The sequence below is a fragment of the Aureimonas sp. Leaf427 genome, from assembly GCF_001425485.1.
Taxonomy (GTDB): domain Bacteria; phylum Pseudomonadota; class Alphaproteobacteria; order Rhizobiales; family Rhizobiaceae; genus Plantimonas.
Genome location: NZ_LMQW01000012.1, coordinates 95,151 through 121,403, shown reverse-complemented (window position 1 = coordinate 121,403; position 26,253 = coordinate 95,151). Strand labels below are relative to the sequence as shown.

21 protein-coding genes are annotated in these 26,253 nt (G+C 69.5%); 16 read left to right on the top strand and 5 right to left on the bottom strand.

Annotated elements, in window-relative coordinates; all coding sequences use genetic code 11:
* The first annotated feature begins 55 nt into the window (after positions 1 to 55).
* The 6 genes from ASG62_RS27820 to ASG62_RS08715 all read left to right on the top strand — a co-directional run bounded on the left by ASG62_RS27820 (position 56) and on the right by ASG62_RS08715 (position 7,295).
* Positions 56 to 994 (top strand): helix-turn-helix domain-containing protein, encoded by a 939-nt coding sequence (locus tag ASG62_RS27820; protein WP_056687945.1) that lies wholly within the window; start codon positions 56 to 58, stop codon positions 992 to 994.
* Positions 995 to 1,589: 595 nt separating this feature from the next.
* On the top strand, positions 1,590 to 3,314 hold the full coding sequence (locus ASG62_RS08735; protein WP_056687942.1) for a methyl-accepting chemotaxis protein: 1,725 nt from the start codon (positions 1,590 to 1,592) through the stop codon (positions 3,312 to 3,314).
* Positions 3,315 to 3,477: 163 nt separating this feature from the next.
* A complete protein-coding gene (locus tag ASG62_RS08730) occupies positions 3,478 to 4,515 on the top strand; it encodes a Gfo/Idh/MocA family protein (RefSeq protein ID WP_056689331.1) in 1,038 nt (345 codons plus the stop codon).
* A 192-nt stretch (positions 4,516 to 4,707) separates the two neighbouring features.
* Positions 4,708 to 5,547, top strand: coding sequence for a transporter substrate-binding domain-containing protein (locus tag ASG62_RS08725; protein WP_056689329.1), 840 nt, complete (start codon positions 4,708 to 4,710; stop codon positions 5,545 to 5,547).
* 4 nt (positions 5,548 to 5,551) lie between these two features.
* Positions 5,552 to 6,370 (top strand): ABC transporter permease subunit, encoded by an 819-nt coding sequence (locus ASG62_RS08720; protein WP_082536860.1) that lies wholly within the window; start codon positions 5,552 to 5,554, stop codon positions 6,368 to 6,370.
* 19 nt (positions 6,371 to 6,389) lie between these two features.
* Complete coding sequence (locus tag ASG62_RS08715; protein WP_056687936.1) at positions 6,390 to 7,295, top strand: homocysteine S-methyltransferase family protein; 906 nt, start codon at positions 6,390 to 6,392, stop codon at positions 7,293 to 7,295.
* 112 nt (positions 7,296 to 7,407) lie between these two features.
* On the opposite strand, the gene ASG62_RS08710 is transcribed toward ASG62_RS08715, so the two are convergent.
* The 3 genes from ASG62_RS08710 to ASG62_RS08700 all read right to left on the bottom strand — a co-directional run bounded on the left by ASG62_RS08710 (position 7,408) and on the right by ASG62_RS08700 (position 13,228).
* Positions 7,408 to 10,671 carry an efflux RND transporter permease subunit gene (locus tag ASG62_RS08710; protein ID WP_082536859.1) on the bottom strand — a complete coding sequence of 1,088 codons (3,264 nt, stop codon included), beginning with the start codon at positions 10,669 to 10,671 and terminating at the stop codon, positions 7,408 to 7,410.
* A complete protein-coding gene (locus ASG62_RS08705) occupies positions 10,668 to 12,260 on the bottom strand; it encodes an efflux RND transporter periplasmic adaptor subunit (RefSeq protein ID WP_056687933.1) in 1,593 nt (530 codons plus the stop codon). Before ASG62_RS08705 ends, ASG62_RS08710 begins: the two co-directional genes overlap by 4 nt.
* Before the next feature lie 185 nt (positions 12,261 to 12,445).
* Positions 12,446 to 13,228 carry a LamB/YcsF family protein gene (locus ASG62_RS08700; protein WP_056687932.1) on the bottom strand — a complete coding sequence of 261 codons (783 nt, stop codon included), beginning with the start codon at positions 13,226 to 13,228 and terminating at the stop codon, positions 12,446 to 12,448.
* A gap of 269 nt (positions 13,229 to 13,497) precedes the next feature.
* On the opposite strand from ASG62_RS08700, the gene pxpB reads away from it, so the two are divergent.
* From pxpB to ASG62_RS08680, 4 genes are all read left to right on the top strand, one after another.
* Entirely contained in the window at positions 13,498 to 14,226 is a 729-nt protein-coding gene (gene pxpB / locus ASG62_RS08695) for a 5-oxoprolinase subunit PxpB (protein WP_056689328.1), read from the top strand.
* On the top strand, positions 14,223 to 15,194 hold the full coding sequence (locus ASG62_RS08690) for a biotin-dependent carboxyltransferase family protein (RefSeq protein WP_056687929.1): 972 nt from the start codon (positions 14,223 to 14,225) through the stop codon (positions 15,192 to 15,194). The genes pxpB and ASG62_RS08690 overlap by 4 nt, the downstream gene beginning before the upstream one ends.
* 44 nt (positions 15,195 to 15,238) lie before the next feature.
* The gene (locus tag ASG62_RS08685) at positions 15,239 to 15,652 is read left to right on the top strand and encodes a VOC family protein (protein ID WP_056687926.1); all 414 of its coding nucleotides are present in this window, start codon (positions 15,239 to 15,241) and stop codon (positions 15,650 to 15,652) included.
* Between the two features lie 100 nt (positions 15,653 to 15,752).
* The gene (locus tag ASG62_RS08680; protein ID WP_056687923.1) at positions 15,753 to 16,868 is read left to right on the top strand and encodes a hypothetical protein; all 1,116 of its coding nucleotides are present in this window, start codon (positions 15,753 to 15,755) and stop codon (positions 16,866 to 16,868) included.
* A gap of 23 nt (positions 16,869 to 16,891) precedes the next feature.
* Here ASG62_RS08680 and uxuA read toward each other — a convergent pair whose 3' ends face one another.
* Positions 16,892 to 18,097 (bottom strand): mannonate dehydratase, encoded by a 1,206-nt coding sequence (gene uxuA / locus ASG62_RS08675; RefSeq protein ID WP_056687920.1) that lies wholly within the window; start codon positions 18,095 to 18,097, stop codon positions 16,892 to 16,894.
* Between the two features lie 97 nt (positions 18,098 to 18,194).
* Entirely contained in the window at positions 18,195 to 18,905 is a 711-nt protein-coding gene (locus tag ASG62_RS08670; RefSeq protein ID WP_056687917.1) for a GntR family transcriptional regulator, read from the bottom strand.
* A 113-nt stretch (positions 18,906 to 19,018) separates the two neighbouring features.
* Between ASG62_RS08670 and uxaC the strand changes: the two genes are divergently transcribed.
* From uxaC to ASG62_RS08640, 6 genes are all read left to right on the top strand, one after another.
* Positions 19,019 to 20,419, top strand: a complete 1,401-nt coding sequence (gene uxaC / locus ASG62_RS08665; protein WP_056687916.1) for a glucuronate isomerase — start codon at positions 19,019 to 19,021, stop codon at positions 20,417 to 20,419.
* A 97-nt stretch (positions 20,420 to 20,516) separates the two neighbouring features.
* Positions 20,517 to 21,707, top strand: coding sequence for an ABC transporter substrate-binding protein (locus ASG62_RS08660; RefSeq protein WP_056687913.1), 1,191 nt, complete (start codon positions 20,517 to 20,519; stop codon positions 21,705 to 21,707).
* A gap of 98 nt (positions 21,708 to 21,805) precedes the next feature.
* On the top strand, positions 21,806 to 22,924 hold the full coding sequence (locus tag ASG62_RS08655; protein ID WP_082536857.1) for an ABC transporter ATP-binding protein: 1,119 nt from the start codon (positions 21,806 to 21,808) through the stop codon (positions 22,922 to 22,924).
* Positions 22,921 to 23,838, top strand: coding sequence for an ABC transporter permease (locus ASG62_RS08650; RefSeq protein WP_056687910.1), 918 nt, complete (start codon positions 22,921 to 22,923; stop codon positions 23,836 to 23,838). Before ASG62_RS08655 ends, ASG62_RS08650 begins: the two co-directional genes overlap by 4 nt.
* Before the next feature lie 4 nt (positions 23,839 to 23,842).
* Positions 23,843 to 24,688: an ABC transporter permease gene (locus tag ASG62_RS08645; protein ID WP_056687907.1), complete on the top strand. Its 846-nt coding sequence runs from the start codon at positions 23,843 to 23,845 to the stop codon at positions 24,686 to 24,688.
* A 65-nt stretch (positions 24,689 to 24,753) separates the two neighbouring features.
* Positions 24,754 to 26,232 carry a mannitol dehydrogenase family protein gene (locus tag ASG62_RS08640; RefSeq protein WP_056687904.1) on the top strand — a complete coding sequence of 493 codons (1,479 nt, stop codon included), beginning with the start codon at positions 24,754 to 24,756 and terminating at the stop codon, positions 26,230 to 26,232.
* Positions 26,233 to 26,253: the final 21 nt, after the last annotated feature.

Below are 26,253 nucleotides of genomic sequence, written 5' to 3'. Positions count from 1 at the left end.
GCGCTACTCAGGCGGCATGGGTTCTCCTTCGACGGCCCCGCGCAGCGGAGAAACGATGCCCGGCGAGCCTTCTTCCGCCGGCGCCTTCGCCATGCGGCGTTTCGAGGAGGCGAGCGAGCAGGAGCGCTCGCTCCCCGGTTTCGCGCAGCATTACAGCCAGCTGTCGCCCGGCCGTTTCGAAGGCTCCATCTCCTCTTTGTCCCTGCCCGGCTTCTCGATCCTGCGCGAGCGGATCAACGTGTCCGTCGTCCAGGCCTTCACCGCGCCGAAGGATCGCGTCGTGTCCTTCTGCCTTCCGTCCCATGCGGGCGGCTTCCATTCCAACGGCGAAGGCCAGGTCGGCGGCAGTCTCGGCGTCGGGCATGGCTGGTCGCGGCTCGGCGTCAGCGAGGAAAACAGCGACATCATCATGGTCGTCGCCGACATCGCGGTCTTCGACGAGGACGCGCGGCCGGAAGCGGGTGCCGTCCGCACCGGGCCGTCGACGGCGTCGGCCGATGCGCTCTTCGACTGGCTGGCTTCGCTCCTGGCGGTCTATGCCAGCGGCGAGGCGGCGCGCTCGCCGGGCCTCGACCTCCTGATCGCCGACCTCCTGCGCGACCGGCTCGGCGCCCTGTCGGCCTCCCTGTCCGGCTCGTCCGCCGACCGTCCGCGCATCGACCGCCGCGCCCATGCGCTTCACGGCGAGATGCAGGACTGGCTGGCGACCCATCCGCGAGAGCCCGCGACGGTCGCAAGCCTGTCCCGTGCCCTCGGCGCTTCGTCGGCGGAGCTTCGGCGCGCCTCGCTCGCCGTGCTCGGCACCGCGCTCGACGCTCTGCTCCTGACGCGCCGTCTCGACCTTGCCCGCCGCGACATCATCGAAGCCCGGCGGACGAGCCGGCGCATCTGCGACATCGCGCTCGACTGGGGCTTTTCGCACTGGGGCCGCTTCTCCGGCACCTATCGGGATTTCTTCGGGGAGACGCCCTCTCGAACGCTGCGGGGCGGATGATCGGGCCGGCCGATGCCGGGACGTGGGCGTCTGGTTCCCGCCCGGCGGAAACGGTTCGATCTTGCTTCGACAGCTCGAGGGGAGAGGCGACCGGTTTCCCGCGGCGGTCGGGCGGCTCTCGGATGGCGCTTCGGCCGCGGCGAGTTCTCCGTTTTCCGGTGATACGCGGTAAATCGGACGGCGGGCGGACGATTTCGGAGGTTCCTGCGACATTCCGTAGCAGAAAACCGTCCCCGCGTGGAAAACGGCTCATCTTTTCAGCGGCCTAACACCGCTCGAGACGAATGTGCGAAGCAGAAGCTATAACCGAAGCGATGAACTGCAGAGCGATTGCGCGCACTTTCTCAAGCTTCGTGCGCGATACGTGTGAAAGACCCGTGTTTCCAGCACATTGGGACGAGTGATCGCTACAGCCGATCGATGAAGTTCATGTGCGGATACTCATCCTGGAATTGTTATGAAATAAATGCGAATGATAATCATCGCGACATAATCTATGGCAGCACTTTAAGAAGTTTTAAGCTCGCAATGTTTCTATCGTTTTGGCGCTTCGGAGAACGGGTGCCGAGCGGCGGTAGATCTGGGGCTGGAGCGGATGGTCAATTTTCTGAGTTCGAATGCTGATAGGATTCTGGCCGCTCTCGACAAGTCGATGGCGATCATCGAGTTCGATCTCTCCGGCAAGATCCTGAGCGCCAATGTGAATTTCTGCGAGCTGATGGAGTACAAGCCGCAGGAGATCATCGGGCAGCATCACCGGATCTTCGTCGAGCCCGACCACGCCCGCTCGGCCGAATACGCCGCCTTCTGGGCGAAGCTCGCCCGGGGCGAGTTCGAGTGCGACGAGTTCAAGCGCATCGGCAAGAACGGCAAAGAGGTTTTCATTCGCGGCAATTACAACCCGATCCTGAACGGCAACGGCAAGCCGCTCAAGGTCGTGAAGTTCTGCAACGACATCACGGCGACCAAGCTCAGCCAGATGGAGAACTCCGCCAAGATGGCCGCGATCGATCGCGCCCAGGCGATCATCGAGTTCGACATCGACGGCACGATCCGCACGGCCAACCCGAACTTCCTTTCCGCGCTCGGCTACACCCTGTCCGAGGTGATCGGCCGCCATCACAGCATCTTCGTCGAGCCCGCCTTCGTAAAGTCGCCCGACTATCAGGCGTTCTGGACCAAGCTGCGGGCCGGCGAGTTCGTCGCCGACGAGTTCACGCGCATCGGCAAGGACGGACGCCCCGTCTACATCCAGGCCTCCTACAATCCGATCTTCGACTTCAACGGCCGGATCGTGAAGGTCGTGAAGTTCGCGACGGACGTGACGGGCCGCGTGGTCGCCGTGCGCCGCCTCGGCGCCGCGCTCGGCGCGCTGGCCGAGGGCGACCTCGGCAGCGGGATCGACGAGGCCTTCGCCTCCGGCCTCGATCCGATCCGCCAGAGCTTCAACACGTCCGTCGAGACGCTTCAGGGCGCGATGAAGGTCGTTCGTCACAATGCCGACGTGATCCAGTCGGGCTCCGAGCACATCCGCGCGGCCTCCGACGATCTCGCCCGCCGCACCGAGCAGCAGGCGGCGGCGATCGAGGAAACCTCCGCGGCGCTCGCGGAAATGACCACCAGCGTGCGCCTCTCCAGCCGCCGGGCCGACGAGGTCGGCGATCTCGTGTCGCGCACCAAGGCCGAGGCCGAGCAGTCCGGCAGCATCGTCACCAAGGCCGTCGAGGCCATGGGCAAGATCGAGGAATCGTCCGACCGGATCGGCAACATCATCGGCGTCATCGACGAGATCGCCTTCCAGACCAATCTTCTCGCGCTGAACGCGGGCGTCGAGGCGGCACGCGCAGGTGAAGCCGGCCGGGGCTTCGCCGTCGTCGCCCAGGAAGTGCGCGGTCTCGCCCAGCGTTCGGCGGAAGCCGCCAAGGAGATCAAGAGCCTGATCTCGACCTCGCGCCATCAGGTGGAGGAGGGCGTCGAGTTCGTCGGCCGCGCCGGCGAGTCCTTGCAGGGCATCGTCGACAAGGTCGCCGAGATCGACACGCATGTCCACGCGATCGTCGCATCGGCCCGCTCGCAGGCCTCCGGCCTCAGCGAGATCAACGTCGCGGTCGGCACGCTCGACAAGGGCACGCAGCAGAACGCGGCCATGGTCGAGGAATCGACGGCCGCCTGCAACGAGCTCTCCGCCGAGGTGAACTCGCTGAACAAGCTGCTCGGCCAGTTCAAGATCGACGGCGCCGAGCGGACGCGGAACGTCCCGCCGCGGCACGCCACCTCGCCGGTCCACGACCTGCACTCCCGCGTCGCCCGGGCCTTCTGATCCGGGCGGCCTCGCTCGCCGAGGGACCGCCCGCAGGCCCCTCGCGCCTCCTCCCTGTGAACGAGCGCAGGCGCTCGGTTTCGCCGGGCGGCCGGGCCGTGTAGCCTCCCCTCGAAGAGCGGCCGGTGCGAGAGAGCCCGGCGGCGAGGGGAGGATGAGCCAGATGACGATCAAGGAGACGGCGGGCAAGCCGGCCGCGCGCAAGGTGAACTGGGGCGTTCTGTCGACCGCCAAGATCGGCCGGGTCCATGTGATCCCCGCCATGCAGCAGGGCGAGCGCTCCGTCGTCGCCGCCATCGCCTCGCGCGATGCGGCCACCGCCCGCAAAGTGGCCGACGATCTCGGCATCGAGCGCGCCTACGGGTCCTACGAGGCGCTGCTCGCCGCGCCCGATATCGACGCGATCTACAATCCCCTGCCGAACCACCTCCATGTGCCCTGGACGATCAAGGCGCTGGAGGCCGGCAAGCACGTCCTCTGCGAAAAGCCGGTGGCGCTCAACGCCGAGGACGCCGCGCTTCTCGTGGAGGCGAGCGCGCGCACGGGCAAGATCGTGGCGGAGGCCTTCATGGTGCGCCACCATCCGCAGTGGAAGGCGGCGCGCGAGCTGGTCCAGGGCGGGCGCATCGGCGAGGCGCGGGCGATCCAGACGGTCTTCGCCTACCACCTGACCGACCCCGGCAACATCCGCAACAATCCCGAGATCGGCGGCGGCGGGCTCTACGACATCGGCTGCTACGCCATCGCGACGGCGCGCTATCTCTTCGGGGGCGAGCCCGAGCGCGTGGTCGCCAGCTTCGACATCGATCCCGACATGGGCACCGACCGCATGGCCACCGGCATCGCCGAGTTCTCCGGCGCGCGGCATCTGGCCTTCACCTCCGCCACGCAGCTGGCCCCCGCACAGCGCGTCACCGTGCTCGGCACCAAGGGGCGCATCGAGATCGAGATTCCCTTCAATTCGCCGATCGACCGCCCGACGCGCATTCTCGTCGACGACGGCCGCGATCTCTTCGGCACGGGCCGCGAGCTGATCGAGCTGCCCGTCTCCAACCAGTACACGCTCCAGGGCGACGCGGTCTCGGCCGCCATCCTCGGCGGGCCGCCGCTGGAGGTCGGCATCGAGGACGCCGTCCTCAACATGCGCGTCATCGACGCCTTCTTCCGCTCCGCCGCGTCCGGCAGCTGGGAGCGTCCTTGACGCGCCAAACCGACGGGCGACGGGAGGCAAAGGCAGGCATCCTGATTTTTCGCCCGTCGGTGAAACGGTTTTCCGCCGGCAGCCGGGTGGGCCGTCCTTGCCGCCGTTGCCGACCCGGGCGGCCCCGTGCACATTGAGCGCCTCGCCCCGGCCCCGGCGGACCGGTTCAGCGTCTTGAAGGACGATCTCTCCATGCCGGCATCGATCCAACGCCCGCGTGCCTGGGGCCTCGGCCTGGCCGCCTTGCTTCTATGTGCCGGCGCCGCCTCCGCCGGCGAGACGCTGGACCGCGTGCGCGCCGCGGACACGGTGGTGGACGTCGTCGTCAACGACTATCCGCCCTTCGGCTTCATCAACGAGAAGAACGAACTCGACGGTTTCGACGTCGACGTCGCCAAGGCCTTCGCCAAGAAGCTCGGCGTCGAGCTGAAGATCGAGACGCCCGGCTGGGAGGCGATCATCGGCGGCCGCTGGGCGGGGCGCTGGGACGTCGCGATCTCCTCGGCGACGCCGACGGAGGAGCGCGCCAAGGTCGTCGATTTTCCCGCCATCTACTACAGCGTTCCCGCCGTCCTCGTCGTGAACAAGGACGAGACGGCGATCAAGTCCGTCGCCGATCTCACGGGCAAGCGCGTCGGCGTCGGCACCGGCTCCTCCTACGAGGCCTATCTCGGGCGCAACTTCGCCATTCCCGGCGAGGCGCCGATCGCCTTCCCCTTCGGCGAGGTCCAGGCGACGCCGGGCGACGAGACCGTGAACTTCCACAATCTGGCGCTCGGGGCCGGCGTTCGGCTCGATGCGATCGTCGCCTCGCTCGGCACGGCCGAGGGCCAGGTAAAGGCGACGGGCAAGCTGAAGATCCTCGGCGAGCCGCTCTTCGCCGAGCCGAACGCGGTCGTCACCGACAAGGGCGATCCCGAATGGAACGCCGAGGTGAAGCGCATCGTCGACGAGCTGAAGGCGGACGGAACGCTGGCCGCGATCTCGCAGAAATGGTTCGGCGTCGACATCAGCCCGAAGACGGGCGGCTGATCCGATTTCGCAGGACGCTCCGCCCCGCGCTTCCGGCTGGAAGAGCCCCGCCGCCTTCCGGCTGAAGGTCGCGCTGACCTGGGGCGCGCTGCTCGCCGGGCTGGCGCTCGCGCTTTCCGCGCTCGGGCTGGATTTCGGCCTGATCGGGGAGAAGCTGCCCTTCCTCCTCGGCCTTCGTCTTTCCCCGGACGGCTTCCTCCAGGGGCTGATGCTGACGCTCTTCGTGACGGCGGTCTCGATGGTCTGCGCGCTCGCCGTCGGCATGCTGACCGCGCTCGGCCGCCTGTCCCGAAACCCCGTCGCCTTCGCGGTCTCGACCTTCTACGCCTCCTTCTTCCGGGGCACGCCGCTTCTCGTGCAGGTGCTTCTCATCTATCTGGCGCTGCCGCAGTTCGGTATCGTCCTGTCCGGCCTCACCTCCGGCGTGCTGGCGCTGTCCCTGAACTACGGCGCCTATCTGGCAGAGACCATCCGCAGCGGCATCTCCTCCGTGCCCGCCGGACAGCGCGAGGCGGCGCGCGCGCTCGGCCTTCGCCCGCGCATCGTCGGCTGGAAGGTCGTGGCGCCGCAGGCCATGCGGGTCATCGTGCCGCCGGCGGGCGCGCTCTTCATCTCCATGCTGAAGGACAGCTCGCTCGTCTCCATCATGGGGCTCTGGGAGCTGAACTTCCTCGCCCAGTCCTATGGGCGCTCGACCTATCACTATATGGAAATGCTCCTCACGGCGGCGATCATCTACTGGATCGTCTCGATCGGCCTCGAAATTCTCCAGCATCGCCTGGAGATCCGCTTCGGCCGGGGCCATCAGGTCGAGAGAGCCTGACGCAAAGGAAGAGGCCCCGATGGCATCCCAGACCTTCACCCTTCTCGACGGCGGCATGGGCCGGCTCCTGGAGCGGCTCGGCGCGCCCTTCCGCCTGCCGGAATGGTCGGCGCTGTCGTTGATCGAGGCCCCCGACTTCGTCGAGAAGGCGCATCTCGCCTATGTGGAAAGCGGCGCCGAGATCATCACCACCAATTCCTACGGGCTGGTGCCGCACATGATCGGCGAGGCGAGGTTCGCCGCCGAGGGCGAGGCGCTGGCCGACCGCGCCGGGCGCATCGCGCGCGATGTGGCCGATGCCGCCAAGCGTCCGGTGCGCGTCGCCGGCTCCCTGCCGCCGCTCTTCGAGAGCTACCGGCCCGGCCAGTTCCGGCCGGAGGAGGCGCCGCGCATTCTGGACAGTCTCGTCGCCGGCCTTTCGCCGCATGTCGATCTCTGGCTGATCGAGACGCAGAGCTCCATCGTGGAAGCGCTGACCGCGCTCGCCGCCGTGAAGGGAACGGGAAAGCCGGCTTACGTCTCCTTCACGCTGAAGGACGAGGCGGGGCGCACCGGCCCGCCGGAGCTGCGCTCGGGCGAGACGGCGGAGGCGGCGGTCAAAGCGGCCCTCGAAGCGGGCGCCGCGGGCGTTCTCTTCAACTGCAGCCAGCCGGAGGTGATGAGCGAGGCCGTGATCGCCGCGCGGCGCGTGATCGACGGCTCCGAGCGGCCGGATGCGGCGCTCGGCGTCTATGCCAATGCCTTCCTGCCGGAGCCGCCGTCCGACGAGCCCTATGCCGGCATTTCCGAAATCCGCGCCGATCTCGATCCCGCAAGCTACCTGAAATGGGTCCGCCGCTGGACGGGCGAGGGGGCGACCATCGTCGGCGGCTGCTGCGGCATCGGCCCCGAACACATCGCCGCCATCGCAGCCGACCGAGGCTAGGAGGCCCGGCGGACGAAATCGCGGCGGTGGCGGGTTTCGCCGCCGGCCCGACCCGTCCGTCTCCGACACCGGAACGGTGCGGAACCCGCGTCTTCGACGACCCCCGGCCCGTTCACTCGGCCGGCGTCGCCGACGGCGCTTCGCCCTTGCCGAAGCTCCAGGGATAGCGGCCGGGCTCGACCTCGATCGGCCCATCGCTCCCGGCTTCGGCCGCGGCCGCTTCCTTGTTCCGGCGCGCGCGCTCGGAGAGGTCGCTGCCGTCCTCGCGCTCGCGGCCCCAGAGCTTGCCCTGCCGGCCCTCGCGCAGCCGCTCGAACATGGCGAAGAGGGCGGGCACGACGAAGATGCCGATGACGGTCGCCGCCAGCATGCCGCCGATCGCCGCCGTGCCGATCGCATTGCGCGAGGCCGCGCCCGCGCCCGTCGTCAGCACGAGCGGCAGGAGGCCGAGGATGAAGGAGAGGGCGGTCATCAAGACGGCGCGGAAGCGCTGCTTGGCGCCGACGAGCGCGGCCTCGGTGATCTCCATCCCGTCCAGCTCGCGCCGCTCCTTGGAGAACTCCACGATCAGGATGGCGTTCTTGGCGGCCAGGCCGATCAGCATGACGAGGCCGATCTGCGAGTAGATGTTGGACGTGTAGCCGAAGACGAGGAGCGAGCCGACCGCGCCCGCCGCGGCGATGGCGATGGAGAGCATGACGGTCAGCGGCTGGAGCCAGCTCTCGTATTGGCCGACGAGGAAGAGATAGGCGAAGACGAAGGCGAGCGCGAAGGCGATGTAGGTGACGGATCCCGCCTGCTGCTCCTCGTAGGACGTGCCGGAGAACTGGTAGGAATAGCCCTCGGGCAGCGTCTCGGCAGCCACCGCCTGAAGCGCCGTCAGCGCATCGCCCGACGAGAACCCGGCGCCGGGCTGGCCGGTGATCTTGGCGGAGGTGAAGAGGTTGAAGCGCGGCACCGAATAGGGGCCGAACGTCGTCTCCACGGAGACGACCGAGCGCAGCGGCACCATCTCTCCGCTCGCGTTCTTGGCGTAGAGATTGCCGATGTCGCTCTCGGCCATGCGCGCGTCCGCCTGGGCCTGGAGGCGGACCTGATAGATGCGGCCGTCGTAGATGAACTGGTTGACGAAGGTCTCGCCCATCGCCCCGCCCACCGTGTCGTAGATGTCGGCGACGCTGAGGCCGAGCGTCTCGGCCCGGTCGCGGTCGATCTTGAGGTAAAGGCGCGGCACGTCGGCCGAGAAGGTCGTGCGCGCCCCCTCGATCTCCGGCCGCTCGTTGGCCGCCGAGATGAAGGAGTTCGCGACCTGGGCGACCTCCGCCGGCTCCTGCCCGCCTTGCGCCACCAGCTCGAAGGAGAAGCCGCCGACCGAGCCGAGGCCGGGGATCGGCGGCGGCGGGAAGGCGGCGACCTGCACGCCGGGGATCGCGGCGAACTTGCCCTGGAGTTCGGCGAGGATCGCGAAGAGATCGGGCCGCTCGCCCCAGGGCTTCAGCGTGACGATGCCGAGGCCCCCGGAGGTGCGTTGGGCCGATTGAAGCAGCGAATAGCCGGCGTTCAGCACATAGGCGTTGACGCCCTCGGTGCCGTCGAGGATCTCGCCGATCTCCAGCATCGCCTCCGTCGTGCGCTGGAGCGAGGCGCCGTCGGGCAGCGAGACGTCGAAGAGGATCGCGCCCTGGTCCTCGTCCGGCAGGAGCGTGGAGGGCAGCGTCGCCAGCGAGAAAACGGTGATGCCGAGACCGAGCGCGACGACGGCGAGCGCGACGAGAACCCGCTTCACCAGGAAGGAGACGCCGCCGAGATAGGCGTTGCGCGTGGCGTCGAGCCCCTGGTTGAACCAGCGCAGCGGGCCCCAGGCCTTGCCCGGCGGGCGCAGCATGGCGGCGGTCAGCGCGGGCGTCAGCGTCAGCGCGACCAGCGAGGAGAGGACGACGGAGATCGAGAGCGCGAGGCCGAACTGCCGGTAGAGCTGGCCGGAAAGGCCGGGCAGGAACGTCGTGGGAAGGAAGACCGCGAGCAGCACCAGCGTCGTCGAGACGATCGGGCCGGTGATCTCCTTCATCGCGATCTCGGTCGCCTCGACCCGGTCGACCTTCTTCTCCGTCATCACCCGCTGCACGTTCTCCACCACGATGATCGCGTCGTCGACGACGAGGCCGATGGCGAGGATCAGCGCCAGAAGCGTGATGACGTTGATCGTGAAGCCGATGGCCAGGAGAAAGGCGAAGGTGCCGATGATCGAGACCGGGATGGCGAGCGCCGGGATCAGCGTCGAGCGCCAGTCCTGGAGGAAGAGGAACACGACGATGACGATGATTGCCGCGGTGATGGCGAGCGTCAGGAGGATCTCGTGGATCGTGGCATCCACGAACTCGGTGGAATCGTAGATGATCCGGTAGTCGAGGCCCGCCGGAAACTCGCCGCGCAGGCGTTCCAGCTCGGCGCGCACCGCCGTCACCGTCTCCAGCGCGTTGGCGCCGGGCGACTGGTTGATCTGGATCGTCTTGCCGGGATCGCCGCCGACGAAGCTGTTGACGGCGTAGCTCTCCGAGCCGAGCTCGACGCGCGCCACATCCTTGACGCGCACGATCGCGCCCGAGGATTCGGCGCGCACGACGATGTTCTCGAACTGCTCGACCGTGTTCAGCTGCCCCTGCGAGGTGATCGTGTAGACGATCGCCTGTCCTTCGGAAGCCGGGGAGGAGCCGATCTGACCGGTGGAGGCGGGAAGGTTCGCCGAGGCGATCGCCTGCGTGATGTCGGCCGAGGAGATCTGGAGCGCGCTCATGCGGCGCGGGTCCGTCCAGATGCGCATGGAATAGTCGGAATTGCCGATGACGTTGGCATCGCCCACGCCCTCGATGCGCTGGAGCGCGGTGACGACGCTGGTCGACAGATAGGCGCCGATGTCGATCGTGGAGACGCGCCCGCCTTCGGAGAAGAAGCCGACCGCCATCAGGAAGTTCGGCGAGCGCGAGCGCACCGTCACGCCCTGGCGCGTCACGGCCTCGGGCAGCTGGGCGGTGGCGAGCTGCACGCGGTTGGAGACGTTGACCTGCGCGATGTCGGGATCGGTGCCGATGGCGAAGGTGATCGAGAGCGAATAGGTGCCCGAATCCGTCGAGGTCGAGGACATGTAGGTCATGCCCTCGACGCCGTTGATCGCGCGCTCCAGCGGATCGCCGACGGCCTGGGCAAGCACCGTGGAATCGGCGCCGGGATAATTGGCGGAGACGCTGACGGTGGGCGGTGTGATCTCGGGATATTGCGAGATCGGCAGGACCGCCATGGCCAGAAGGCCGGCGAGCACCACGACGACCGAGATGACGCCGGCAAGGCGCGGGCGCCGGATGAAGGTGCTCGAGATCATCGCGCGGCCCCGCCGCCCGCGGCGCTCGTCCCGTCGCCGGCGGCCGGGCGGCTCGCGCGCCGCTGTTCGGCCTCGGCCTCGGCCTGTTCCTCGGTGAGCGGGCGAACCTTCGCGTTCTCCTTGGCGGCGGCCGAGCCGCGCACGACGACGGTCTCGCCGCCGGTGAGCCCGCTTGTGACGGAGGTCATGTTGCCGATCTTCTTGCCGACCTCGATCGTGCGGCGCTCGATCGTCTCGTCGGGCTTGACGAGAAGCACGGAGCGGCCCTCGCGCGAGAGCTGGATCGCGGCCTGCGGCACGACGGGCAGGACCGGCGGATGGCGCTCGCTGGCGACCAGCGTGACGTTCTGGTTGGCGAGCAGGAAGCCGCCGGGATTGGGGAAGGCAATGCGCGCCTCCACCGTGCCCGTCGCCGGATTGACCGTGTTGCCGACGAAGTCGAAACGGCCGGTCGGCTGATAGGCGGAGCCGTTGGGCAGGCGGAGCGAGAGAACGAAGTCGTCGCCGATATCCTGGCTGTCGGCCCGCGCGGAAGCCTCGATCGTCTCCGAGCCCGGCGGCGGAGGCACCGCGCCCGCGGCAGCCGTGCCGTCGGCGGAGGCGACGAGCGTTCCGCCTTGGGCGGGCGCTGCCGCCTCGGTCGGGGCGGAGCCTGCGTCGCCCTCGCCACCCTCGTCGATCGCGGCCGTCTGGTCGCCTTCTGCGCCCGAGCCGGTTTCGCCGTTCCGCGCGATCGGCGGCTCCTGCGTCTCCCCGACGCCGATCCGCTGCCAGGTGACGAGCTGGCCCTCGCCGATCGGAAAGACGCCCCAGATCGGGTCCATCTGCGTCAGCGTCGCCATGTCGGCGGTGGTGCCGGCCGAGACGTAGTTGCCGCGCGTGATGAGCGGTGCGGACATGACGCCGTCGATCGCCGCCTCGATGCGCGTGTAGGAGAGGTTCAACCGCGCCTGCGTGACGGCGGCATTGGCCTGGAGGAAGGTCGCCTGCGCGTTTTCGAGCTGCGCGGTGGCGTCGTCCAGCGTCGCGCGGGCGGTGACGCCGCTTTGCGAGAGCTGCTGCTGGCGCTGGAAGTTGCGCTCGGCCTGATTGACGCTCGCCTGCGCGCCCGAGAGCTGCGCCTCCGCGGCGCGGAGGGAGGCCTCGTACTGCGCCGGCTCGATCTGGAAGAGAAGATCGCCGGCTTTCACCGCCTGCCCGCCCTTGAACGCGACCTCCTGCACGTAGCCGTCGACGCGGGCGCGCACGGCGACCTGCTCGATCGGCTGGATCGTGCCGATGAACTCGATCGTGTCGCCGACCGATTGCGTCGCCACGGTCTGGACGATGACCGCGGGCGGCTCCGCATTCGCGCCCTCGGCCTCCGCGCTTTCCGCCGCCTCCTCGTCCCCGCCGAACCAGCCGGCGAGAAATCCTGGAAGCTGCACCCGCCCGATCAGCGGAATTTCGATCCCGCCCGCCTCGCTCTTCGGCGCGGTCTCCGAGGTCTCTGCCGACGTCTGGGCATGAGCCGGTGCGATGGAAGAGGGGGAAAAGGCCAGGGTCAGAAGGCCGGCGGCGGCGCAGAGGCGGGGTCGCCTGGTGATCATCGGTGATCCCATCGAAGAAGGTCAGTGCGCTCGTGCGCTATGTCGCTGCAAAGCGAGGTAGTCGGCCGGATGGTTCCGGCTAGCGCTTGCCGATCTCACAACGCCGTGTGCCCCGCAGCACCGGCTTCCGGACACCCTGCGGCATGTCCGCCCAGGCGCCGCGCAGCCGGACCTTCGGCCCCCCGTCAGTCGCTCGCGCTGCGCGCGCGCGCGAAGGGCGCGAGGGTGAGGCCGTCGCGGGCGAGCCGCTCGCGAAGGGCGCGCGCCATGGCGACGGAGCCCGGCGTGTCGCCGTGGACGCAGATCGTCGCAGCCTCGACGGGAAGGCTCGACCCGCCGCGCGTCGGCATGCGGCCGTCCCGCACCATGGAGAGCACCTGGTCGGCGCTCTGCTCGGGATCGTGGATGACCGAGCCCGCCACCTGGCGCGGGGTCAGCATCCCGTCCGCCTCGTAGGTGCGGTCGGCATAGACCTCGCTGGCGATGCGAAGGCCGGCCTTCTCGGCCGCCTTCATCGCCTCGGAAAAGGGGATGGCGACGAAGACGAGCGAGGGATCGATCGCCCGCACGGCGCGGACGCAGATTTCGGCGAGCGCGGCGTCCTCCGCCGCCATGTTGTTCAGCGCGCCATGGGTCTTCACATGGGTGATCGGCCAGCCGAGCGCGGTCGCCATGCCCTGGATCGCGGATATCTGGTAGACGAGCTGCGCCTCGATATCCTCCGGCCGCTCGCCCGAGATCCGGCGGCGGCCGAAGCCGTAGAGGTCCATGAAGGAGGGGTGCGCCCCGATCGAGACGCCGCGCGCCTTGGCGGACAGGATCGTGTCGCGCATCACGACGGGATCGCCGGCATGGAAGCCGCAGGCGACGTTCGCCGTGGTCACGAGGCCGAGCATCGCCTCGTCGTCGCCGATCTTGTAGGCGCCGAAGCTCTCGCCGAGGTCGCAGTTGAGGTCGATCGTGCGCATGGCGTCCTGGCTCCTCGGCCGATGGGGCGGTCGGCGGCGTCCGGGCGGCCGTGCCGGTTGCGCCGCGTCGGCTCTGCTCGTATCACCGAGGCGGCTGGGCGGGGAGACCGGGCGCCGAGATCGGGCGATCGACGCGCCTCCCGCCGTCCGTTCCGGGCCGGACGCCGCAAGGGTCGTCGGACATTCGCGAAGGGCGAGCATTGGATCGCAATCCTGAAGAGCCGTCCCATCGCGAAACGCGCCTCGCGCCGAGGGCGGAAGGAAAGGGCGTGACGGCGCAACCGCCGGTCAAAATCCTGCCCTGCGGCGACGGCGCCCTCTCGGTGGAACTCGCCGACCGGATCGACGAGGCGGTGAGCGAGCGCGTCATCGCGCTGTCGGCCGATCTCGCCCGCGCTCCGATCGTCGGCGTCGAGGAGACCGTCCCGACCTATCGCTCGCTGATGGTCGTCTACGATCCCGCGAAGGTGCGCGGCGCGGCGCTGGCGGAGGAGATCCGCACGCGGCTCGGCGCTCTCGACGTCGAGGCCCGGCACGGCCGGCGCTTCACCATTCCCGTCCATTACGGCGGCGAGGTCGGGCTCGATCTCGCCGAACTGGCCGCGATGAAGGCCATGACGCCGGAGGCTCTCGTCGAGCTTCACGCGGCGACGGAGTTCCGCGTCTACATGATCGGCTTCGCGCCGGGCTTCGCCTATCTCGGCGGACTGCCGGAGGCGCTGCACACGCCGCGCCTCGCCGTGCCGCGCCAGCGCATCGAGGCCGGCGCCATCGGCATCGGCGGCGCGCAGGCCAGCATCAATTCCGTGCCGGGGCCGAGCGGCTGGCGCTATATCGGGCGAACCCCCGTCCGCCTCTTCGATCCCGCCGGACCCCAGCCCTTTCTTTTGAAGGCCGGCGACCGCGTGCGCTTTCGCGCGGTCTCGGAGGCCGAAGCCGAGGCGCTCGACGCGCGCGTGGCGGCGGGGGAGGCGGTCGTGCGGCCGGAGGCGCCATGACGGAGCTTGCCGTCCACGAGGCCGGACCGATGGTCACGGTTCAGGATCTCGGCCGCCCCGGTCTCCAGCATGCCGGCGTCTCGCGCGCCGGTCCGATGGACGTGCCCTCGTTCCGCATCGCGAACGCGCTCGTCGGCAACGGGCCGGCGGCGGCGGGCCTCGAATTTGCCGGCGTCGGCGGGCGGTTCGAAGCGACCGAGCCCGTCCGCATCGCGGTCACGGGCGGGGCGGTGGACGTGCGCATCGACCGCACGCCGATCTGGCTGTGGGAGAGCCACGTCCTTCGGCCGGGTTCGATGCTGACGATCGGCGCGATGCGCGACGCCGTCTGGGCCTATCTTGCGATCTCCGGCGGCATCGACACGCCGCCGGTGCTCGGGTCGCGCTCGACCCATCTGCGCAGCGGACTCGGCGGCCACGAGGGGCGCCGGCTGGTTGCCGGAGACCGCCTGCCGCTCGGGCAGGCCGAGCCAGCGCCCCTCCTGGCGCTGAACCGACCGGTCTGGCGCTCGAACCGCCCGATCCGGGTGGTGAAGGGGCCGCAGGACGGACGTTTTTCGCCCGAGATCCTGCGGCGCTTCCTCGGCGAGCCCTACATCGTCTCGGCCAGCCGCGACCGCATGGCGCAGGTTCTCGCCGGACCGCCTCTGCCGGCGGCCGGCGGCCACGACATCGTCTCCGACGGCACCGCGCTCGGCTCGATCCAGGTGCCGGGCTCCGGCCAGCCGATCGTGCTGATGGCGGAGCGCCAGACGACCGGCGGCTATCCGAAGATCGCGACGCTCGCCTCGGTCGACGTCGCCCGGCTCGCGCAGACGCCGAGCGGGCGGCCCGTCCGCTTCGCCGCGATCTCGCAGAGCCGAGCCGAGGATCTCGCCATCGAGGAGCGGCAGGTGCTGGACGAGATCGTCGCCGGCCTTGCCGAGAAGCCCGCCGGCGACAGCCGGCAGAGGGAGCGCCGGCCCTGAGCCGGCCGCCCCGACCGACCTTCCAGACGAACCCGGAGTCTTCCATGCGCTCGCTCTTCCATCTCGCCTATCACGTCACCGATCTCGACGAGGCCCGCCGCTTCTACGGCGGCGTGCTCGGCTGCAAGGAGGGGCGTTCGACGGAGACCTGGGTCGATTTCGACTTCTTCGGCCACCAGATCTCGCTCCATCTCGGCAAGCCCTTCGAGGTCACGCGCACGGGGCGGGTCGGCGACCACATGGTGATGATGCCGCATCTGGGCGTCGTCCTGCCGCTGGCCGACTGGCTGGACCTGTCCGAGCGGCTGAAGGCCGGCGGCGTCGCCTTCGACATTCCCCCGGTCGTGCGCTTCGAGGGCGAGCCCGGCGAGCAGCGCACCATGTTCTTCTTCGATCCCTCGGGAAATCCGATCGAGGTGAAGGGCTTCCAGGATTTCGAGGGCGTTTTCGCCAGCTGACGCTCACGAAGTCCGCTTTCCCCAATGGACGCCGGCGCCGCCGCCGATTAGGCAGCGGCTGCGGTCCCTCAGCGGGACAGGACGGTATCGGGAGGCCAGCATGGGCAATCGCGCGGATCGACGGGCCTCGGCCAAGATCGCCAAGCAGGCGGTGAAGCGCGCGAAGACGCCGACGGAGGCGGACATCCTGCGCGCGGCCGCGGCCTTTGCGGGCGAGGGGCAGGTCGGCCTGCTCGGCCCGGCTCTGTCGCGCGCCGATTTCGACGCGGCCTGGACGCGGCTTTCCGACGATCTCCACGACATCCTAGAGGAGCTCTATCCGGACTTCCTCGTCGAGGCCTATATCGAGGCCGGCACGGGCCTTCTCCAGACCGAGCAGCCCGGCGGCGCCGTGAGCGAGTGCGGCACGCGGCTGATCCTCTGCCCCGTCGCGGGCGCGCCGGACCGGATGGCGGACTTCGCCCGCGATCCCTCGGAGAACGCCCGTCTCGCCGCCTCCTTCGAAGAGTCCGGCGTCACGCTGGAGGGCGGCCGCTGCGCGGTCTTCCCGATCCTCCTGCCGCTCGCCGCCTTCGATACGAAGACGACCACGCCGAGCCTCGTTCGCCGTCTGCACGATGCGCTCTCGGATCGCCTGGCCGCCGCCTGGTCGGGCGAGGCCGAGGACGCGCCGGAAACGGTCGGCGCGCTCGTGGAGGCGCTCGCGCTGCCCGCCTTCCAGGCGTCCGGCACCGGGCCTTCCGCCGCCGTCCTCGTCGGGATCGAGATGATGCCCGCCCTCATGGAGATCGACATTTCCGACGAGGAGATGGAGGCGGAGGATCTGGCGAGGATCGCCGCGACGCAATCCTGGCAGGATACCTATGCGGCCGACGTGCCGGGACTGGTCCTCGGCACGCCGCTCGACTGGCCGGAGGCGGCCGCCGCCCTCGCCTGGGAGAGCGTCGCCATCCCCATGGACGAGGCGCGGCGCCGTCGCGGTCTCGCGGAGGGCCGGCCGGACACGATCCATTGCGGCCCCTCCGACGACGGCCGGCAGCTCGTCGTCTCCGCGATCTACGGCGGCACGGCGGTCGGGCCCTTCTCCGTGCCGACCGACCTCGTCTGGCTCGATGCCGATGCGTTCTTCGACCGCGCCGAGGCGAGCGCCGAGACGCTGGAGGAGCACGAGGACGAGGGCCCTGTCATCGCGCCCCTTCTCGGCTCGTCGGTCTAAGCTCTTCCCTCGAAGCGCCGCCGCTAGAGCGCACGCGCCGGCGCTTCCGGCGGATGGCCGAGGGCGTGGAGAATGCCGCGAAGCTCGGCGAGGCCGCGCATGCGTCCCGTCGCGGGATAGCCGGGCGTCACCGCCTTGTTGAGATCGTCCAGCATCCGGTGCCCATGGTCGGAGCGGAAGACGATCGTCTCGCCCGGCCCGCGCCGCCGATCCTCCGCCACGAGTTCGCGAAGCACCGCCACCATGTCCACGTCGCCGTCGAGATGGGCCGATTCGTGGAAGCTGCGCGGGTCCGCCTCGCGCGTCGTCGCCCTCAAATGCGCGAAATGGATGCGCGGGGCGAAGCGGCGGGCGATCGCGGGAAGGTCGTTCTCCGCCCGCACGCCGAGGCTGCCCGTGCAGAAGCACATGCCGTTGGCGGGCGAGGGCACGGCCTCGAAGAGCGCGGCATAGTCGGCTTCCGTGGAGGCGATGCGCGGCAGGCCGAAGAGCGGACGCGGCGGATCGTCGGGATGGAGCGTCAGCTTAACGCCGAAGGCTTCCGCGGCCGGGGTCACGGCCTCCAGGAACTCCACGAGATGGCGGCGCAGCGTGGCCGCGTCGACGTCCCGATAGGTCGCGAGCTTGTCGCGAAAGGCGGGGATGGTCATCGGCTCGGTGGTGGAGCCGGGCAGGGCGCTCGCGATGTTGCGCACGAGGTCGGCGACGGCCGTCTCGTCCATCGCCTCGAACGTCCTGCGCGCGCGGGCCTGCTCCTCCGGCGTGTAGTCGAGTTCCGCCCCGACGCGCTGGAGGATGTGCAGCTCGAAGGCCGCGAAGCTCTCGAAATCGAAGCGCATGGCGGTGGCGCCGGTGTCGGTGACGTAGTCGAGATCGGTGCGGCACCAGTCGACGACGGGCATGAAATTGTAGCAGACGATGCCGATTCCCGCCTTGCCGACGGATTCGAGGCTGGCGATCCAAGCCTCGATCTCCGCCTTCGCCGCGCCGCCCGTGCGCTTGACGGCGTCGGGAATGGGAATGCTTTCGACGACCGACCAGCGCAGCGGCACCCGGCCGGCGGGCGCCGTCTCGATCAGCTGACGCCGCGCCTCGACCGTCTCCGGCGTCCAGACCTCGCCGATGGGGACCTCGTGCAGCGCCGAGACGACGTCGGTCGCACCGACCTGGCGCACCTCGTCCAGCGTCACGGTGGCCTCCGGTCCGAACCATCTCCAGCCCTGTCGCATGCGTCGTCCTTTCCTTGAGGTTTCCGCAGGAAACCGATCCTTGACGTCCCCGAAGGGGAGCGATCTTGAGGTCCCGGCAGGGAGCCGATACCGCCGATCAGGCGAAATAGTCGGGATAGAGGCCCCGCAGCTCCGCGACGTCGGGGATGACGGCGTTCAGATGGTCCATCATCGCCGCGCGGGCGGCGACCGCATCGCCGGCGACGACATGGTCGGCGATCGCCTCGTGCTCGGCGATGACGTGGTCCATCCGGCCGAGAACGGGGAGCGTCATGCGGCGGGCGCGGTCGATCTGCACCTTCACCTGCTTCAGCAGCGTCCAGATGCCGGGATGGTTCGCGATCTCGGCGAGCTCGGCGTGAAAGGCCTCGTCGGCCTCGTGGAAGGCGTCGATGTCGCCGACGAGCGCCATCGCCTTCTGCCGGCGGATGATGGCGGCGAGCCGGGCCTCGCGGTCCGGCGCCTGCGAGAGCGCGGCCGCCTCGACCGTCACGCCCTCCAGCGCCTTGCGGATCACCACGGCTTCCGGAATGGCGCCGACCGGCACGCGGGAGACGAAGGTCCCGGCCTGGGGAAAGATGTCGACGAGGCCGATTTCCGACAGCCGGATCAGGGCCTCGCGAACGGGCGTGCGCGACACGCCGAAGCGCTCGGTCAGCATGCGGTCCTGCAGGGCGAGGCCCGGCTGCAGCCGCGAGGCGATGATCTCGCTCTTCAGCACTTCGAAGATCTGCGTCGCCGTGGTGACGCGGCGCTGGAGGCGCTGCGAGGGCACGCGGGGCAGGGGCGAGGACAGAAGCGAGGTCATGCGACGGCAAACGCCTCGGAAGGGTCGATTGACACGCTAGTATATCAATCTGTATGGTTTGCCAAGATGACCGGCGGCCTTCGGGAGAGGCGGACGGAGAGGGAGGTTCCGACATGGCGCTCGATCGAGATCGGCTTCTGCCCATCGAGCCGGAGGCGCGCGCCGTCGCGAAGGCGCTGTTCCAGACCGTCGAGCGCCTGCCCATCCTCTCGCCGCACGGCCACACCGAGCCCGTCTGGTATGCGCGGAACGAGCGCTTTTCCGATCCCGCCGCGCTCTTCGTCATTCCCGACCACTACATTTTCCGCATGCTCTATTCGCAAGGGCTGCCGCTGGAATCGCTCGGCGTGCCCCGCGCCGATGGCGGTCCGGTGGAGCTGGACGGCCGCCGCATCTGGCGGCTCTTTGCCGAGAACTACCGCCTCTTTCGCGCCACGCCCTCGCGCCTCTGGTTCGAGCATGCGCTGGAGACGGTCTTCGGCATCGAGGAACGCCTCTCCCCCATGACAGCCGACGCGATCTACGACCGGATCGCCGCCGCGCTCGAGGACGACGCCTACCGGCCCCGCGCCCTCTTCGAGCGTTTCGGCATCGAGGCGATCGCCACGACCGATTCCGCGCTCGACGATCTCGCCCATCACGACGCCGTGCGCGCCAGCGGCTGGACCGGGCGCGTTCTGCCGACCTATCGGCCGGACGCCGTGGTCGACCCCGAGCGTCCGGGCTTTGCCGAGGCGCTGCAGCGCTTCCTCGCCATGACGGGCCAGCCAGAGACCTATGCCGGCTATCTCGAGGCCCATCGCATTCGGCGCTCTTATTTCAAGGCGCGCGGCGCGACCGCGACCGACCACGGCCACCCCTCCGCGCTGACGGCCGATCTGGCACCGGCCGAGGCCGAAGCTCTGTTCGGCAAGGTTCTGGCGGGCAAGGCGGCACCCGCCGAGGCCGAGCTGTTCCGCGCGCAGATGCTGACCGAGATGGCGCGGATGAGCCGCGACGACGGGCTCGTCATGCAGATCCATCCGGGCTCCGTTCGCAACCACAACGGCCCGCTCTTCGAGCGCTTCGGCTTCGACAAGGGCGCCGACATTCCCGGCCGCACCGACTACGTCCACGCCCTGCGCCCGCTTCTCTCTGCCGTCGGCAACGATCCGAACGTGACGGTGATCCTCTTCACCCTGGACGAGACCGCCTATTCGCGCGAACTCGCGCCGCTGGCCGGCCATTATCCCGCGCTGAAGCTCGGCCCCGCCTGGTGGTTCTTCGACAGTCCCGAAGGCATGCGCCGCTTCCGCGAGACGACGACCGAGACGGCGGGCTTCTACAACACGGTCGGCTTCAACGACGACACGCGCGCCTTCCTCTCGATCCCCGCCCGGCACGACGTCGCGCGGCGGGTGGACTGCGCCTATCTCGCGCGCCTCGTCTGCGACGGGCGCCTCGACGAGGACGAGGCTTTCGAGGTCGCCGGCGATCTCGCCTACGGCCTCGCGAAGAAGGCCTACCGGCTCTAGGCAACACCGCGTTTCCGATGCGCCGCCTGCGGCGCCGGGGACGCCTCGGCCATCACCGGCGCCTCGGGAGGGCGTCGCACCAACGGGAGAAACGACCATGCGCATGAACCGCAGACATTTCATCGGGGCGAGTGCCGGTCTTGCCGGCGCGGGCCTCTTCGGCGGTAATCTTTTCGGAGGAAAGGCCTTCGCGGCGCTGGCCCAGCCCGCGAGCCCCGTGACGATCACGGTCGCCGACGTCGCCGGCAATCTGGCGCTGACCCAGGCCGCGATGGAGCGCTACACCGAGGCGCGGCCGGAATGGGCGAGCCGCATCGTCTTCACCAAGGCGCCGGCCCCGGAACTGCCGGGCAAGCTGAAGGCCCAGCAGGGCGCGGGCCGGGTCGATATCGACCTCGTCCTCACCGGCACGGACGCGCTCTCGGCCGGCCTCGACCAGGGGATCTGGACGGACCTCTCGCCCTACATGGCGGAACTGCCGAACCTCGAATCCATCTACATTCCCCAGGCCTTCAAGATGCAGGCCATGGCGAAGAACCACGGCGTCGTCGTCTCCTACTACCCGTCCGGTCCGCTCATCGAATACATGCCGGACCGCGTGCCGACGCCGCCGAAGAGCGCCGAGGAGCTGCTGGCCTGGACGAAGGCGAACAAGAACAAGTTCATCTATGCCCGTCCCGCCAATTCCGGCCCCGGCCGCACCTTCCTCATGGGCCTTCCCTATCTCCTGAAGGACGCGGACCCGCGCGATCCCGTGAAGGGCTGGGACAAGACCTGGGCCTATCTGGAGGAGCTCGGCCAGAACATCGAGTACTACGCGACCGGCACGACGCAGACGATGCGCGAGTTCGGCGAGGGCACGCGCGACATCGTCATCACGACGACCGGCTGGGACATCAATCCGCGCGTTCTCGGCACCGTGCCGCAGGAAGCAGCGGTCGGCACGCTCGCCGGGTTCCACTGGGTGACGGACGCCCATTACATGGTCGTGCCGAAGGGCGTCTCGGAGGAGAAGCTCGCCGTCCTCCTCGATCTCATGAACTTCATGCTGACGCCGGAGTCCCAGGCCTATGCCTATGACGAGGGCTACTTCTATCCGGGCCCGGCAGTGAAGGACGTGCCGCTCTCCATGGCGCCGCAGTCGAGCCAGGACGCGATCAACGAATACGGCCGTCCCGAATATGACGGGTGGATCGCCGGCAATCCGCTGGAGACCCCGCTCGACGCCGACAAGCTCGTCGCGGCCTTCCGCATCTGGGACGAGCGGGTCGGCTCCAAGAAGGGCTGAACCCGCCTTTCGTTCGCCGGCGGCGCGCCTTGCGTCCGCCGCCGGCTTCCCGACGGCCGAACCGTTCGGCCGCGTCTCCTCCTGGAGCCTGTCTCGCGATGAACGCTTCCCCCGCAATCGCCGCCGCCCCCATCCGCCAGACGCCCGGCCCGGCCGCCCGCCATGCCGGCGGCGGCCGGCTGGAACTGGTCGGCCTCGAACGCGCCTTCGGCTCCTACCGGGCGCTGGACGGCATCGACCTCACCGTCGAGCGCGGCGAGTTCATCGCGCTGCTCGGGCCCTCCGGCTGCGGCAAGTCGACGGCGCTGAACTGCATCGCGGGGCTCCTGCCGCTGACCGGCGGCGAAATCCGCCTGGACGGCCGGCCGATCCACGATCTGGCGCCGGAAGAGCGCGGTTTCGGCATGGTGTTCCAGAGCTACGCGCTCTTCCCGCACATGACGATCCGCAAGAATGTCGGTTTTGGCCTCGCCATGCAGGGCGTGCCGAAGGCGGAAGCCGAGGGGCGCATCGATGCCGCGCTCGATCTGGTCCGCCTGCGCTCGCAGGGCGACAAGCTGCCCGGCCAGCTCTCGGGCGGCCAGCAGCAGCGCGTCGCCATCGCGAGAGCCATCGTCATCCGGCCCTCGATCGTCCTCATGGACGAGCCGCTCTCCAATCTCGACGCCAAGCTGCGCCTGGAAATGCGCGCCGAGATCCGCGCCATCCACGAGGCGATCGGCTCGACCACGATCTACGTCACCCACGACCAGGACGAGGCCCTGTCGCTCGCCGACCGCATCGTCGTCATGTCGAACGGGCTGATCCGCCAGACCGGCGTGCCGGAAGACCTCTACGACCGCCCGGTCGATGTCGACGTCGCCGATTTCATGGGATTTCGCACCCGCGTCGCCGGGCGTGTCGCCGACGGCTCGGGCACGGTCGAGGTCGGCGGCAGCCGCCTCGTCCTGCCCGCCGCCGCAAGGCTCCGCGCCGGCACGCCCGTCATGGTCTCCGTGCGGCCGGAGGATCTCGTCGCCGTGCGCGACGGGCTCGGCGAGGGTTTTCGCGCGACCGTGCGCTCCATCGAGTATCGCGGCCGGGCCTGGTTCGGCTCGGCGGTGCTCGGCGAATCCGTCATCTACTTCCGCGCCGACACCTCGCTCGCCCATGGCGAGCCGGTTCTCCTGCGGCCGGACCCGCTGCGCACGCTGGTCTTCGAGGAGGCGGCCCGATGAGCGGGGCCGCACTCGCCGCTTCCCCCGCCCGCCCGGCCCGCCGCCCGCCGCTGCGCACCCGGCTCGCCGTGCGCGGCTTCGACGGCACGACGCTTCTCGTCCTGCCCGGCCTCCTCGCCGTCCTCGCGCTCTTCGTCTATCCGTTCCTCTACGGCGTCGTGGATTCCATCACGCCGGCGGAGGGCGCCTGGTACGCGAACTACCAGCGCTTCTTCTCCGACCCGTTCCTCTACAACACGATCGCCGCCACGCTCTGGCTGGCCGTGCCGGTGACGGTGCTGAACCTCGCGCTCGCCGTGCCGATCGCCTTCCGCGTCCGGCTGATGCGCCATCAGCGGCTTCTGACGGTGATCCTCGTCCTGCCGATCACGCTCGGCACGGTGCTCGTCGCCGAAGGGCTCCTGAACTTCCTCGGCCCCCAGGGCTGGTTCAACCGCACGCTCCTGACGGTCGGCATCCTCGACGCGCCGCTGCGCCTCACGAACAACTATTGGGGCGTCTTCGCCTCGCTGCTCATCACAGGCTTTCCTTTCGCCTTCCTCCTGACGCTCTCCTACGTCACCGGCATCGATCCCGCGATCGAGCAGGCGGCCGCCACCCTCGGCGCCAATGCCAGAAGGCGCTTCACCCGCATCTTCCTGCCGCTTCTCGTGCCGGGTCTGGCCGTCACCTTCTGCCTCGCCTTCGTGCAGGCCTTCGCGGTCTTCCCCTCGGCGGTCCTTCTCGGCGCCCCCGCCGGGCCGACGCGCGTCATCTCGATCGCGGCCTATGCGGCGGCCTTCGAAGAGTACAACCACTCGCTGGGCTCGGCGATCGCCATCATCATGGGCGTCGTCCAGCTCGTCGTCGTCCTCCTCGTCCTGGGGCTGCGCGGTTTCTTCTACCGCGGCCCCGCCGGCGGCACGAAAGGCTGAATCCATGATCCGGGATCGCGGCATCGGCTCGAAGCTCTGGCGCACCGCCGTCTGGGCGGTGGCCATCCTCTTCATCCTCAACCTCCTCGGCGTGATCGGCACGGTCGTGGTGAACTCGCTGGCGACGCGCTGGCTCGGCACCTGGCTGCCGGTGGACTTCACCACGCGCTGGTACTTCTCTGCCTGGCGCGAGTTCCAGCTGACGGAGGTGCTGCTCGTCACCTTCCAGATCGTCTTCCTGGTGACGCTTCTCTCCGGCGCGATCGGCATCACCACCGCCTATGCGCTGGCGCGGCGGGAGTTTCCGGGCAAGCGCTTCGCCATCCTCGTCTTCCTGCTGCCGCTTCTCGTGCCGCCGCTGACCTACGGCATCCCGCTGGCGACGCTGCTCTACCAGACCGGCCTCGGCGGCACGTTCTGGGGCGTCGTCATCATCAATCTCGTGCCCTCCATCCCCTTCGTCGTGCTCGTCATGATTCCCTTCATCGAGCAGATCGATCCGCGCGTGGAGGCCGCCGCGCGCGTCTTCGGGGCGGGGACGGGCAGCCTCTTCCTGCGCATCCTTTTGCCGCTCCTCCTGCCGGGCATGCTGGCGGCGCTGCTTCTGGTCCTGGTGCGCACGATCGCCATGTTCGAGCTGACCTTCCTCGTGGCCGGCCCAACCAGCCAGACCCTCGTCGTCTCCCTCTATTACGCGGTCTTCGCGTCGGGCGTTCGCGCTTCGCAGTCGATCGACGCCATGGCCGTGGTCTATATGGTGACGACTCTCTTCTGGCTGATTCTGGCGCTGCGCTTCGTCAATCCGACGCAGATCGTCGCCCGGGCCAAGCAGACCCAACCCGCCCATTGAGGGTTGCGGCGGAGCGGCCGTCGCCCGCTCCGCCGCAGCACGACGACGATCTTGAGGACCTATCCATGACCCGCCTATCCGACACGGCGCTCGCCGGCCTTCCCGAGAGCGTCCGCCGCCCCTCCTACGACCGCGCGACGCTGCGGACCGGCATCGTCCATCTCGGCCTCGGCGCCTTCCACCGCGCCCATCAGGCCGTCTACACCGAGCATGTGCTGGGTGCCGATCCCGCCTGGGGCATCACCGGCGTCTCGCTGCGCAGCCCCGAGACGCGGGACGCGCTGGCGCCGCAGGACGGGCTCTTCACCGTGGCGGTCCGCGACGGCTCGGGCGACCGCTTCGAGGTGATCGGCGCCATCCGCGCCTCGCTGGTCGCGCCGGAGGACCCCGCCGCCGTTCTCGCCGCGATGACGGCGCCCGAGACGCGCATCGTCTCTCTGACCGTCACGGAAAAGGGCTATTGCCACCGCCCCGCGACGGGCGAGCTCGACGAGACCCATCCCGACATCGTCCACGATCTCGCGCACCCGGAAGCGCCCCGTTCGGCGGTCGGCTTCCTGGTCGAGGCGCTGGCGCGCCGCCATGCGGCGGGCGTGCCGCCCTTCACCGTCCTTTCCTGCGACAATCTCCCCTCGAACGGGCGGACCGTCCGCCGCGTCGTCACCCGCTTCGCTGCCCTGCGCGGTCCCGATCTCGGCGAGTTCGTCGAGCGCGAGGTCGCTTTCCCCTCCACCATGGTCGACCGCATCGTCCCCGCGACGACGGACGCCGACCGGGCGCTGGTGGAAGCCGCTCTCGGCGTCGAGGACCGCTGGCCGGTGATGGGCGAGCCTTTCTCGCAGTGGGTGATCGAGGATCATTTCACCGCCGGGCGGCCCGACTGGGGCGCGGCGGGCGCGACCTTCGTGGCGGAGGTCGAGCCCTTCGAGCTGATGAAGCTGCGCCTTCTCAACGGCAGCCATTCGACGCTCGCCTATCTCGGCTATCTCGCCGGCCACGAGACGGTGGCCGACGCGATGGGCGCGCCGGGCTTCGGCGAGCTTCTCGCCGGCATGATGGAGGAGGAGGTCTCGCCGACGCTGCCCGTCCTGCCCGGCTTCGATCTCGCCGCCTATCGCGCTGAGCTTCTCCAGCGCTTCCGCAATCCCGCGCTGCGCCACCGCACCTGGCAGATCGCCATGGACGGCTCGCAGAAGGTGCCGCAGCGCCTGCTCGGCACGATCCGCGACCGGCTCGCCGCCGGACAGAGCTTCGATCGGCTGGCGCTCGGGCTCGCCGCCTGGATGGTCTACGCGACCGGCGAAGGCGAGGGCGGCCAGGCGATCGACGTGCGCGATCCCCTGGCCTCGGCCATCGCATCGGCGACCGCCGGACGGCGCACCGCGGACGGGCTGCTCGAAGCCTATCTCGGCATGGCCGAGGTCTTCGGCGCCGACCTTCCGGCCTCCGGTCCCTTCCGCCAAGCGGTCCGCGCCGCGCTGGAGCGCGTCCTCTCCGAAGGCGCCGCCAAGGTCGCCGCCTCCTTCGCCACGACGAGCGCCTGAAACCTGGACCGCGAACGAAAA

What these genes read in the sequence shown, in the direction of transcription:
- ASG62_RS27820 (WP_056687945.1), top strand. Translation starts at nt 56, where the DNA reads ATGCCCGGCGAGCCTTCTTCCGCCGGCGCCTTCGCCATGCGGCGTTTC.
- ASG62_RS08735 (WP_056687942.1), top strand. Translation starts at nt 1,590, where the DNA reads ATGGTCAATTTTCTGAGTTCGAATGCTGATAGGATTCTGGCCGCTCTC.
- ASG62_RS08730 (WP_056689331.1), top strand. Translation starts at nt 3,478, where the DNA reads ATGACGATCAAGGAGACGGCGGGCAAGCCGGCCGCGCGCAAGGTGAAC.
- ASG62_RS08725 (WP_056689329.1), top strand. Translation starts at nt 4,708, where the DNA reads ATGCCGGCATCGATCCAACGCCCGCGTGCCTGGGGCCTCGGCCTGGCC.
- ASG62_RS08715 (WP_056687936.1), top strand. Translation starts at nt 6,390, where the DNA reads ATGGCATCCCAGACCTTCACCCTTCTCGACGGCGGCATGGGCCGGCTC.
- ASG62_RS08710 (WP_082536859.1), bottom strand. Translation starts at nt 10,671, where the DNA reads ATGATCTCGAGCACCTTCATCCGGCGCCCGCGCCTTGCCGGCGTCATC.
- ASG62_RS08705 (WP_056687933.1), bottom strand. Translation starts at nt 12,260, where the DNA reads ATGATCACCAGGCGACCCCGCCTCTGCGCCGCCGCCGGCCTTCTGACC.
- ASG62_RS08700 (WP_056687932.1), bottom strand. Translation starts at nt 13,228, where the DNA reads ATGCGCACGATCGACCTCAACTGCGACCTCGGCGAGAGCTTCGGCGCC.
- ASG62_RS08690 (WP_056687929.1), top strand. Translation starts at nt 14,223, where the DNA reads ATGACGGAGCTTGCCGTCCACGAGGCCGGACCGATGGTCACGGTTCAG.
- ASG62_RS08685 (WP_056687926.1), top strand. Translation starts at nt 15,239, where the DNA reads ATGCGCTCGCTCTTCCATCTCGCCTATCACGTCACCGATCTCGACGAG.
- ASG62_RS08680 (WP_056687923.1), top strand. Translation starts at nt 15,753, where the DNA reads ATGGGCAATCGCGCGGATCGACGGGCCTCGGCCAAGATCGCCAAGCAG.
- uxuA (WP_056687920.1), bottom strand. Translation starts at nt 18,097, where the DNA reads ATGCGACAGGGCTGGAGATGGTTCGGACCGGAGGCCACCGTGACGCTG.
- ASG62_RS08670 (WP_056687917.1), bottom strand. Translation starts at nt 18,905, where the DNA reads ATGACCTCGCTTCTGTCCTCGCCCCTGCCCCGCGTGCCCTCGCAGCGC.
- uxaC (WP_056687916.1), top strand. Translation starts at nt 19,019, where the DNA reads ATGGCGCTCGATCGAGATCGGCTTCTGCCCATCGAGCCGGAGGCGCGC.
- ASG62_RS08660 (WP_056687913.1), top strand. Translation starts at nt 20,517, where the DNA reads ATGCGCATGAACCGCAGACATTTCATCGGGGCGAGTGCCGGTCTTGCC.
- ASG62_RS08655 (WP_082536857.1), top strand. Translation starts at nt 21,806, where the DNA reads ATGAACGCTTCCCCCGCAATCGCCGCCGCCCCCATCCGCCAGACGCCC.
- ASG62_RS08650 (WP_056687910.1), top strand. Translation starts at nt 22,921, where the DNA reads ATGAGCGGGGCCGCACTCGCCGCTTCCCCCGCCCGCCCGGCCCGCCGC.
- ASG62_RS08645 (WP_056687907.1), top strand. Translation starts at nt 23,843, where the DNA reads ATGATCCGGGATCGCGGCATCGGCTCGAAGCTCTGGCGCACCGCCGTC.
- ASG62_RS08640 (WP_056687904.1), top strand. Translation starts at nt 24,754, where the DNA reads ATGACCCGCCTATCCGACACGGCGCTCGCCGGCCTTCCCGAGAGCGTC.